This is a genomic window from Nocardioides sp. SYSU D00038 (assembly GCF_016924665.1).
GTDB lineage: Bacteria > Actinomycetota > Actinomycetes > Propionibacteriales > Nocardioidaceae > Nocardioides.
Genome location: NZ_JAFFJT010000016.1, coordinates 1 through 10,496, shown reverse-complemented (window position 1 = coordinate 10,496; position 10,496 = coordinate 1). Strand labels below are relative to the sequence as shown.

The 10,496-nt window shown below is 73.6% G+C and carries 8 protein-coding genes; all 8 read left to right on the top strand.

What is annotated here, in order from left to right; translation table 11 throughout:
* The first annotated feature begins 73 nt into the window (after window positions 1-73).
* Complete coding sequence (locus tag JT721_RS08715) at window positions 74-700, top strand: TetR/AcrR family transcriptional regulator (protein WP_307827959.1); 627 nt, start codon at window positions 74-76, stop codon at window positions 698-700.
* A complete protein-coding gene (locus JT721_RS08710) occupies window positions 697-1,494 on the top strand; it encodes a TIGR03084 family metal-binding protein (RefSeq protein ID WP_205472625.1) in 798 nt (265 codons plus the stop codon). Before JT721_RS08715 ends, JT721_RS08710 begins: the two co-directional genes overlap by 4 nt.
* A gap of 56 nt (window positions 1,495-1,550) precedes the next feature.
* Window positions 1,551-3,227: an acyclic terpene utilization AtuA family protein gene (locus JT721_RS08705; protein WP_240340432.1), complete on the top strand. Its 1,677-nt coding sequence runs from the start codon at window positions 1,551-1,553 to the stop codon at window positions 3,225-3,227.
* Window positions 3,228-4,349: an acyl-CoA dehydrogenase family protein gene (locus tag JT721_RS08700; RefSeq protein ID WP_205472623.1), complete on the top strand. Its 1,122-nt coding sequence runs from the start codon at window positions 3,228-3,230 to the stop codon at window positions 4,347-4,349.
* Window positions 4,346-4,807: an SRPBCC family protein gene (locus tag JT721_RS08695; protein ID WP_205472622.1), complete on the top strand. Its 462-nt coding sequence runs from the start codon at window positions 4,346-4,348 to the stop codon at window positions 4,805-4,807. The genes JT721_RS08700 and JT721_RS08695 overlap by 4 nt, the downstream gene beginning before the upstream one ends.
* A gap of 47 nt (window positions 4,808-4,854) precedes the next feature.
* The gene (locus JT721_RS08690; protein WP_205473087.1) at window positions 4,855-6,405 is read left to right on the top strand and encodes an acyl-CoA carboxylase subunit beta; all 1,551 of its coding nucleotides are present in this window, start codon (window positions 4,855-4,857) and stop codon (window positions 6,403-6,405) included.
* Between the two features lie 409 nt (window positions 6,406-6,814).
* Window positions 6,815-8,725 carry a biotin carboxylase N-terminal domain-containing protein gene (locus tag JT721_RS08685; protein WP_205472621.1) on the top strand — a complete coding sequence of 637 codons (1,911 nt, stop codon included), beginning with the start codon at window positions 6,815-6,817 and terminating at the stop codon, window positions 8,723-8,725.
* Entirely contained in the window at window positions 8,722-9,885 is a 1,164-nt protein-coding gene (locus tag JT721_RS08680) for an acyl-CoA dehydrogenase family protein (RefSeq protein ID WP_205472620.1), read from the top strand. The genes JT721_RS08685 and JT721_RS08680 overlap by 4 nt, the downstream gene beginning before the upstream one ends.
* The last annotated feature ends 611 nt before the right edge of the window (window positions 9,886-10,496 follow it).

Genomic DNA, 10,496 nt, shown 5'->3' with positions numbered 1-10,496 from the left:
GCCGGGTAACGACGACTCGGCGGGGAAACAGTCAGGCTTGACTGTTTGTTGAGGGGTCGGGCAGGGTGGGCCCGTGACCACCGGCCCGGCGACGCGCGTGCCGCAGGAGGAGCGCACCCGGGCGATGCGGGCCCGGCTGCTCGACGCCACCGTCGAGCTGCTGGTCGAGCGCGGCTTCGGGGGTACGACGACCACGCTGGTCAGTGAGCGGGCCGGCGTCAGCCGGGGCGCGCAGCTGCACCACTTCCCGAGCAAGAACGCCCTGGTCGTGGCGGCGGTCGAGCACCTCACCCGGGTGCGCGGCTCCGAGCTCGAGGCGGCCGCCGTCGACCTGCCCACCGGCCCGCGACGCACCCGCGCCGTGCTCGAGGTGCTGGGCGACCACTTCTCCTCCCCGGTCTTCACCGCCGCGCTCGAGCTGTGGGTCGCGGCCCGCACGGACCAGGCGCTGCTCGCCGCGGTCGCGCCGCTGGAGCAGCGGGTCGGCCGCGAGGTGCACCGGCTCACCGTCGAGCTGCTCGGCGCCGACGAGTCGAGACCCGGTGTCCGCGAGCTCGTGCAGGCCACCCTCGACCTGGTGCGCGGCCTCGGCCTGGCGGCCACCATCACCGACGACGCCCGCCGTCGCGCCCGGATCCTCGACCAGTGGTCGGCCACCCTCGACGCCGCCCTCCGCGACGCACCCCAGGAGTCCGCATGACCCTGCTCGACGACCTGCTCGCCGACCTGGCGGCCGAGGGCGACCAGCTCTGGGCCACCGTCCAGGGGCTCGACGCCGACGGCTGGGCCACACCCACCCCGGCCGCCGGCTGGACGGTCGCCACCCAGGTCGCCCACCTGCTCTGGACCGACGAGGTGGCCGTGCTGGCCGCCGCCGCGGTGACGCCCGAGGGCAAGGAGGCGTGGGACGCCGTGGTCACGCAGGCGCTCCACGACCCCGAGGGATTCGTCGACGCCGGCGCCCACGAGGTCGCCGTCCTGGCCCCCGAGGCGCTGCTGGCGCGCTGGGGTGCGGCCCGGGAGGCGTTGCGCACCGCGCTGCGCGAGCTGCCGCTCGGGGCGAGGATGCCGTGGTTCGGTCCGCCGATGGCGGCCGCGTCGATGGCGACCGCCCGCTTCATGGAGACCTGGGCCCACGCGCTCGACGTCCACGAGGCCCTCGGCACCGTGCCCGAGCCCACCGACCGGATCCGCCACGTCGCCCACCTCGGCGTGCGCACCCGCGGCTTCGCCTACTCCGTGCACGGCGAGGAGCCGCCCGCCGCCGAGGTGCGCGTCGAGCTGGTCGCGCCGTCCGGCGAGACCTGGACGTGGGGTCCGGACGACGCCGGCCAGCGGGTCGCCGGCTCGGCGTACGACTTCTGCCGCCTGGTCACGCAGCGGGTCCACCGCGACGACACCGACCTCGTCGCCACCGGCGCCGACGCCGAGCACTGGCTGACGATCGCGCAGGCCTTCGCCGGCCCGCCCGGACCAGGGCGGGCGAAGCGGTGAGCGAGCCCCTGCGCGTCGGCAACTGCTCCGGCTTCTACGGCGACCGCCTGTCCGCGATGCGCGAGATGCTCGAGGGCGGGCCGCTCGACGTGCTCACCGGCGACTACCTGGCCGAGCTGACGATGCTGATCCTCGGCAAGGACGCGATGAAGGACCCCGCGCTCGGCTACGCCCGCACGTTCGTGCGCCAGGCCGAGGACTGCCTGGGCCTCGCGCTGGAGCGCGGCGTGCGGATCGTCAGCAACGCCGGCGGCCTCAACCCCGCCGGTCTCGCCGACAGGCTGCGCGAGGTCTCCGTCGGGCTCGGGCTCGACGTGCGGATCGCGCACGTCGAGGGCGACGACGTCCGCCCCCAGGGGGCCGAGCTCGGGCTGGGCGACGCCGCGCTGACCGCCAACGCCTACCTCGGCGGCTTCGGCATCGCCGCGGCCCTGCGCGAGGGAGCCGACGTGGTGGTGACCGGCCGGGTCACCGACGCCTCCCTGGTCGTGGGGGCCGGCATCGCCCACCACGGCTGGACGCCCACGTCGTACGACGAGCTGGCCGGCGCGGTCGTGGCCGGGCACGTGCTCGAGTGCGGCACCCAGGCGACGGGCGGCAACTTCTCCGGCTTCCGCGAGCTGTTCCGGTCCGGCGTCGACCCCTCGCTGCCGCTGGGCTTCCCGCTCGCCGAGCTCGCCGCCGACGGGTCGAGCGTGATCACCAAGCACCGCGGCACCGGCGGCGCGGTCACCGTCGACACCGTGACCGCGCAGCTGGTCTACGAGATCCAGGGCCCCCACTACCTCAACCCCGACGTCACCACCGACCTCAGGTCGGTGCGGCTGGAGCAGGCCGGCCCCGACCGGGTCGCGGTCTCGGGCGTCACCGGCCAGGCGCCGCCGGAGCGGCTCAAGGTCTGCGTCAACGAGCTCGGCGGCTGGCGCAACAGCGTCGAGCTGGTGCTCACCGGGCTCGAGGTCGAGGCCAAGGCCGACTGGGTGCGCGAGCAGCTCGCCCCCCGGCTCACCGCCGCCTCGGTCACCTGGTCGCAGCTGCCGACGCCCACCGCCGACGCCGACAGCGAGGAGGGCGCCTCGGTGCTGCTGCGCTGCACGGTGATGGACCCCGAGCCCGGTCCGGTGGGCCGCGAGTTCACCGCCGCCGCCGTCGAGCTGGCGCTGGCGTCGTACCCCGGGTTCACGATGACCGGCCCGCCCGCGCAGCCGACGCCCTACGGCGTGTACCGGCCGGCGTACGTCGACCGGTCGGCGGTCACCCACACGGTCGTGCACGCCGACGGACGGCGCGAGGTGGTGCCCGAGCCGACCGAGTGGTCCACCGTCGACGACCGGGCCGGGCTGCGGCCCTCGCCGTACCCCGCCCCGGCGGACTCGCTCAACCGCAGGATGCCGCTCGGCACCTTCGTGCACGCCCGCTCGGGCGACAAGGGCGGCGACGCCAACCTCGGGCTCTGGGTCGCCCACGACGGCACCGACGCCGCCAAGCACGACGCGCGGGTCACCTGGCTGACCAAGCTGATCAGCCCGCGCAAGGTGCGCGAGCTGGTGCCCGAGGCGCGCGACCTCGAGGTGGAGGTCTACCCGCTGCCCAACCTGGGCGGCGTCAACGTCATCATCCGCGGACTGCTGGGCGCCGGCGTGGCCGCCTCGACCCGCTTCGACCCGCAGGCCAAGGGCCTCGGCGAGTGGGTCCGGTCGCGGGTCGTGCACATCCAGGAAGGACTGCTCTAGATGGAAGACATCCGAGCGCTCGGCGCCGAGTTCGTGCGCCGCGAGGTGGCCCCCCACCTCCAGGCGTGGGAGGACGCCGGCACGATCCCGCGCGAGCTCCACGTCGCCGCGGCCAAGCAGGGACTGCTCGGCGTGGGCTTCGCCGAGGAGGTCGGCGGGAGCGGCGGCGACGTCCTCGACACCGTCGACCTGCAGGAGGGCATGTTCGAGGCCGGCGCCTCCAGCGGGCTGATGGCGGGGCTCTTCACCTGCGGCATCGCCCTGCCCCACATCGCGGCGAGCGGCGACGCCGACCTGGTCGACCGGTTCGTGCGGCCCACGCTGGCCGGCGAGAGGATCGGGTCGCTCGCGGTCACCGAGCCGGGTGGCGGCTCCGACGTCGCCGGCCTCCGCACCACCGCCGTCCGTGAGGGCGACCACTACGTCGTCAACGGCGCCAAGACCTTCATCACCAGCGGGGTCCGCGCCGACTTCGTCACGACGGCGGTGCGCACCGGCGAGCCCGGGCACGCCGGCGTCAGCCTGCTGGTGGTCGAGCGGGGCACGCCCGGCTTCACCATCGGCCGGTCGCTGCGCAAGATGGGCTGGCACTGCTCCGACACCGCCGAGCTGTCCTACGTCGACGTGCGGGTGCCGGTGGCCAACCTCGTCGGCGAGGAGAACGCCGGCTTCTACCAGATCGCCGAGCAGTTCGTGGTCGAGCGGCTGGCGCTCGCGGTGCACGGCTACGGCATCGCCGCCCGGGCACTGACCCTGGCCGCCGCCTACTGCCGCGACCGGCAGACCTTCGGCAGGCCGCTGGCGGCCAACCAGGTCGTGCGCCACAAGCTGGTCGAGATGCGACGCCAGGTCGAGGTCGCCCGCACCTACACCCGCGAGGTGGCCCGGCGCCACGCCGCCGGCGAGAGCGTGATCGCCGAGGCCTGCCTGGCGAAGCAGACGGCGTGCGACACCGCGACGTACGTCTGCGACCAGGCGGTGCAGCTGCACGGTGGCACCGGCTACATGCACGGCACCGAGGTCGAGCGCCACTACCGCGACGCGCGGCTCCTCCCGATCGGGGGCGGCGCCAGCGAGGTGCTCAACGACCTGGCCGCCAAGCTGCTGGGATACGCCGCATGAGGCCGCTGGGCGGGGAGGTCTCGCTGCACATGAAGGCCTCGCCGGAGCAGGTGTGGGCGCTGGTGAGCGACGTCACCCGGATCGGCGAGTTCTCCCCGGAGACCTTCGAGGGGCGGTGGACCCGCGGCTCGACCGGCCCGGAGGTGGGTGCGACGTTCGCCGGGCACGTGAAGCGCAACGGCGTCGGCCCGACGTACTGGTCGCCGTGCAGGGTCACCAGGTGCGTCGAGAACGAGCTCTTCGAGTTCTCGGTCGGCACCGACTCGGTGGCGGTCAACAACTGGGGCTACCGGCTGCAGCCGGAGAACGGCGGCACCCGGGTCACCGAGTACTTCCGGCTCGAGCCGTCGCTGCCGATCCGCCTCTACTGGCTGCTGCTCGGCCGGTTGCGCGGCCGCACCAACGAGCGCGGCATGCGCACCACCCTCGAGCGGATGAAGCAGGTGGTGGAGCAGTGACCGCGGCGTCCACGACAGCGTCGACGACCGGCGCCAACCGCGAAGCCATGCTGGCCAAGCTGGCCGAGCTCGAGGCCGAGCACGCCAAGGCGGTGGCCGGCGGGGGCGAGAAGTACGTCGCCCGCCACCACGAGCGCGGCCGGCTGATGCCGCGCGAGCGCATCGAGCTGCTGGTCGACGAGGGCTCGGCGTTCCTCGAGCTGTCGCCGTTGGCCGGCTGGGGCTCCGACTTCACCGTCGGTGCCAGCGTGGTCACCGGGATCGGCGTCGTCGAGGGCGTCGAGTGCATGATCACCGCCAACGACCCGTCGGTGAAGGGCGGCGCCAGCAACCCGTGGACGGTCAAGAAGCTGTTCCGCGCCGCGCAGATCGCCGAGGAGAACGGGTTGCCGACGATCTCCCTCGTCGAGTCCGGCGGGGCCGACCTGCCCACCCAGAAGGAGATCTTCATCCCCGGCGGCCGGCTGTTCCGCGACCTCACCCGGTCGAGCGCCGCCAAGCTGCCGACGGTGGCGCTGGTGTTCGGCAACTCCACCGCCGGCGGCGCCTACGTGCCGGGCATGAGCGACTACACGGTCATGGTCAAGGAGCAGGCCAAGGTGTTCCTCGGCGGTCCGCCGCTGGTGAAGATGGCCACCGGCGAGGAGTCCGACGACGAGTCGCTGGGCGGCGCCGAGATGCACGCCCGCACCTCCGGGCTCGCCGACTACCTCGCCGAGGACGAGCGCGACGCGATCCGGATCGGGCGCCGCATCGTCGCCCGGCTCAACTGGCGCAAGGCCGTACCGGAGCCCGCCGGCTGGGCCGAGCCGGACGCCGACCCCGACGCGCTGCTCGACCTGGTGCCGGCCGACCTCAAGGAGCCGTTCGACCCCCGCGAGGTGATCGCCCACCTCGTCGACGGCGTCTCGGCCGGCAACGGGCAGGTCTTCGACGAGTTCAAGCCGCTCTACGGCACCTCGCTGGTCACCGGCTGGGCCCGGATCCACGGCCGACCGGTCGGCGTCCTCGCCAACGCGCAGGGGGTGCTGTTCAGCGAGGAGGCGCAGAAGGCGACCCAGTTCGTCCAGCTCGCCAACCAGACCGACACGCCGCTGCTGTTCCTCCACAACACCACCGGCTACATGGTGGGCAAGGAGTACGAGCAGGGCGGCATCATCAAGCACGGCTCGATGATGATCAACGCGATCAGCAACTCCACCGTGCCCCACCTGACGGTGATCATGGGCGCCTCCTACGGCGCCGGCAACTACGGGATGAACGGGCGCGCCTACGACCCCCGCTTCCTGTTCACCTGGCCCTCGGCCAAGTCGGCGGTGATGGGCCCGGCCCAGCTCGCCGGCGTGCTCTCGATCGTGGCCCGGGCGGCCGCCGAGGGCCGTGGCCAGGAGTACGACGAGGAGGCGGACGCCGGGATGCGCGCGTTCGTCGAGCAGTCGGTCGAGGAGCAGTCGCTCCCGTTCTTCCTCTCCGGGATGCTCTACGACGACGGCGTCATCGACCCCCGCGACACCCGCACCATCCTCGGCATCTGCCTGTCGGTGATCGAGAACAAGCCCTTCGCCGGCACCGACCGGTTCGGGGTGTTCCGCCCGTGAGCCCGCGATCTCCGCTGCTGGAGTCGGGTCGGACGAAACGCCACCCACCGGTGGTTGAGGAGGGACGAAGTCCCGTCTCGAAACCCGGTGAGGGGAGAGCCCTCCGGTGGGGACCGGAGGGCGTTCGGCCGGCGGGGGTTTCGAGACAGTTGCTAGCGCAACTTCCTCAACCACCGGTGGTTGAGGAAGGACGAAGTCCTGTCTCGAAACCCGGTGAGGCAGGAGCCCTGCCGTTCCCACCGGAGGGCGTTCGGCCGGCGGGGGTTTCGAGGCTCGCTCCGCTCGCACCTCAACCAGCGCCGGAGGGCGTTCGGCCGGCGGGGGTCTCGAGACAGTTGCTAGCGCAACTTCCCCCACCGCCGGTGCCGCGGCGCCCGTCCGGAGCCCGTCCCGCAGAAAGGTGCCCGTCATGATCAAGCGGCTCCTCGTGGCCAACCGCGCCGAGATCGCGTCGCGGGTGTTCCGCACCTGCCGCGACCTCGGCATCGAGACCGTGGCCGTCCACTCCGACGCCGACGCCGACCTGCCCTACGTCGCCGAGGCCGACCTCGTCGTCCGGCTGCCGGGCGTCGCGCCGGCTGACACCTACCTGCGCGGCGACCTGCTGCTCGACGCCGCCCGCCAGGCCGGCGCCGACGCGATCCACCCCGGTTACGGCTTCCTCTCCGAGAACGCCGACTTCGCGCGCTCGGTCGTCGAGGCCGGGCTCACCTGGGTCGGCCCCGACCCGCGCACCATCGAGAAGATGGGCTCCAAGGTCGAGGCCAAGCGGCTGATGACGGCCGCCGAGGTGCCGGTCCTCGGCAGCATCCACCCCGAGGACGCCACCGAGGCCGACCTCCCGCTCATCGTCAAGGCCTCCGCCGGCGGCGGCGGGCGCGGGATGCGGATCGTCCGCGACCTGGCCGCCCTGCCCGGCGAGGTCGAGCGCGCGGAGGCCGAGGCGGCGTCGGCGTTCGGCGACGGCACCGTCTTCGTCGAGCGCTACGTCGAGCGCGGTCGCCACGTGGAGGTACAGGTCTGGGGCGACGCCGAGGGCCGGATCGCGGTGATCGGCGAGCGCGACTGCTCGCTGCAGCGCCGCCACCAGAAGGTGGTCGAGGAGGCCCCGGCGCCGGGGCTGTCCCGAACGACGCGACACCGGCTCCACCGGGCCGCCGAGACCGCCGCCGAGACGGTGGGCTACGTCGGCGCGGGCACCGTGGAGTTCCTGCTCGACGAGGAGCGCGACGAGTTCTTCTTCCTGGAGATGAACACCCGGCTCCAGGTCGAGCACCCGGTCACCGAGCTGGTCTTCCACACCGACCTGGTCGAGCTGCAGCTGCGCGCCGCCGAGGGCGAGACCTCCGAGGTGCGCTACCCCGAGCGGCCCGACGGGCACGCGATCGAGGTGCGGCTCTACGCCGAGGACCCCGCTCGCGACTACCAGCCCCAGAGCGGCGTGCTCACGGCGTTCGAGATCCCGGTCGGCGAGGGGGTGCGCGTCGACACCGGGTTCGCCGCCGGCAACGAGGTCACCACCCACTACGACGCCATGCTGGCCAAGGTGATCGGCTCCGGCCGCAACCGCGGCGAGGCCGCGCGCCGGCTGGTCACCGCGCTGCGGCGGGCCCGCATCCACGGGGTGCGCACCAACCGCGACCACCTGGTGGCGATCCTCGAGGACCCCGGATTCGTCGCCGGCCGGGTCAGCACCGCCTTCCTCGACGACTTCGCGCCGCCGGCCCCGGCCGACGACCCGGGAGCGCCGGTGGCCGCCGCGCTGGCCTTGGCCGAGCGCGGCCGGGTCGCCCGCACCGTGCAGCACGGCGCCCCGGTCGCCTGGCGCAACGTCGCCTCCGCGCCCCAGCGCACGACGTTCCACGGCGACGACACCGAGACGGTCGTCGAGTGGTGGGGCGGCCGCGACGGCTACCGCGCCGACGGGTTCACCGTCGTCGCGGCCGGCCCCGACCGGGTCGTCCTCGAGCGCGAGGGCGTGCGCACGACCTACGACGTCGCGGTGGTGGGCCCGGCCGTCGACGTCGACTGGCCCGGAGGCCATAGACGCCTCGACGTCGCTCCCCGGTTCGTGGACCCGGCGGACGCGGTGGCCAGCGGCTCGCTGCTGGCGCCGATGCCCGGCACCGTCGTCAGCGTCGCCGTCGAGGCCGGCCAGCAGGTCGAGGCCGGCCAGCCGGTGCTGGTGCTCGAGGCGATGAAGATGCAGCACACCGTGAGCGCGCCCGCCCGGGGCACGGTCGCGGTGGTCAACGTCCAGCCCGGTGCGCAGGTCGCGTCCGGTGAGGTTCTCGCAGTGGTCGAAGGAGCAGAGTCATGAGCGGCACGTTCACGGAGTCCGAGGAGCGGCAGGAGCTGCGCAAGGCCGTGGCCCGGCTGGCGGGCAAGTACGGCCGCGAGTGGTTCGCCGAGAAGGCGCGCGCGGGCGAGAAGACCACCGAGCTGTGGCTCGAGATCGGCCGCAACGGCTACCTCGGCATCAACATCCCCGAGGAGTACGGCGGCGGTGGCGGCGGCATCGGCGACATCGCCGCGGTCTGCGAGGAGCTCGCGGCCGAGGGATGCCCGCTGCTGCTCATGGTGGTGAGCCCCGCGATCTGCGGCACCATCATCAGCCGCTACGGCACCCCGGAGCAGAAGCAGCGCTGGCTGCCCGGCATCTGCGACGGCACCGGCACGATGGCGTTCGCGATCACCGAGCCCGACGCTGGCACCAACACCCACAACATCACCACCACCGCCCGCCGCGACGGCGACGAGTGGGTGCTCAACGGCCGGAAGATCTACATCTCCGGCGTCGACGAGGCCGACAACGTGCTCGTCGTCGCGCGCGCCGAGGACGCTCGCACCGGCAAGGTCAAGCCGGTGCTGTTCGTGGTGCCGACCGACGCGCCCGGCTTCGAGTACCGCCCGATCCCGATGGAGATCGTCAGCCCCGAGCTGCAGTTCCAGGTCTTCATCGACGACGTCCGGCTGCCCGCCGACGCGATCGTCGGCGACGAGGACGGCGGCCTGGTGCAGCTGTTCGCCGGACTCAACCCCGAGCGGATCATGGCGGCGTCGTTCTCCACCGGCCTCGCGCGCTACGCGCTGGGCAAGGCGACGTCGTACGCCAAGGAGCGCACGGTCTTCAAGGACGCCATCGGCGCCCACCAGGCCATCGCCCACCCGCTCGCCCAGAGCCACATCGAGATCGAGATGGCCCGGCTGATGACCCAGAAGGCCGCCGCCCTCTACGACGCGGGCGACGACCTGGGGGCCGGCGCGGCCGCCAACATGGCGAAGTACGCCGCCGCCGAGGCCGCCTGCGACGCCGCCGACCGCGCCGTGCAGACCCACGGCGGCAACGGGATCACCCAGGAGTACGGCGTCGCCGGCCTCCTCGTCGCCTCCCGCGCCGGCCGGATCGCGCCCGTCTCCCGCGAGATGATCCTCAACTTCGTCGCCATGCACTCCCTGGGGTTGCCGAAGTCGTACTGACCCGGTGGGCGAACGCCCGCCGTCGGTGGTGACTCCGCGGACGGGGCTCGATGGGGTGCTGACTGTGGTGGTGGGGGGTGCGGGGTGCCGCGCGGTGTGGGGCACTGCGGCTGCTGCGCGCCGGGCGTCGTTCGGCACTCGTTGCCGTGTCGCCGGACTCTGCCCTGCGGTGCCCTGGCGTTCGCTGCGGCGCCACGCCGCCGTCTACGTGCCGAACGACGCCGTCGCTCCGCCGCCTCCGTGCCGGCGGCGCGGCACCCCGGCGGGTGGGTCGGGCGCGCACCGCTGGTCGAGCAGCGAGCGCCAGCGAGCGTCGTCGAGACCCGGTGAGCCGAGAGCCCTCCGTTCCCACCGGAGGGCGCTCGGCCGTCTGGGGTTTCGAGGCTCGCTCCGCTCGCACCTCAACCAGCGCACACCGCTGGTCGAGGTGCGAAGGCCGCTAGGCCTGAGCCTCGAGACCCGGTGAGCCGGGAGCCCTCCCGTTCCCACCGGAGGGCGTTCGGCCGTCTGGGGTTTCGAGGCTCGCTTCGCTCGCACCTCAACCAGCGCGGGGCACCGGGGGCGTTCGGGTGCCGGGATCTCGACGGGCGCTCCTCGCTGGGGCTCGTCGC

Coding starts and splice junctions, on each gene's coding strand:
- JT721_RS08695 (WP_205472622.1), top strand. CDS start 4,346: ATGAGGCCGCTGGGCGGGGAGGTCTCGCTGCACATGAAGGCCTCGCCG.
- JT721_RS08700 (WP_205472623.1), top strand. CDS start 3,228: ATGGAAGACATCCGAGCGCTCGGCGCCGAGTTCGTGCGCCGCGAGGTG.
- JT721_RS08680 (WP_205472620.1), top strand. CDS start 8,722: ATGAGCGGCACGTTCACGGAGTCCGAGGAGCGGCAGGAGCTGCGCAAG.
- JT721_RS08685 (WP_205472621.1), top strand. CDS start 6,815: ATGATCAAGCGGCTCCTCGTGGCCAACCGCGCCGAGATCGCGTCGCGG.
- JT721_RS08705 (WP_240340432.1), top strand. CDS start 1,551: ATGCGCGAGATGCTCGAGGGCGGGCCGCTCGACGTGCTCACCGGCGAC.
- JT721_RS08710 (WP_205472625.1), top strand. CDS start 697: ATGACCCTGCTCGACGACCTGCTCGCCGACCTGGCGGCCGAGGGCGAC.
- JT721_RS08690 (WP_205473087.1), top strand. CDS start 4,855: ATGCTGGCCAAGCTGGCCGAGCTCGAGGCCGAGCACGCCAAGGCGGTG.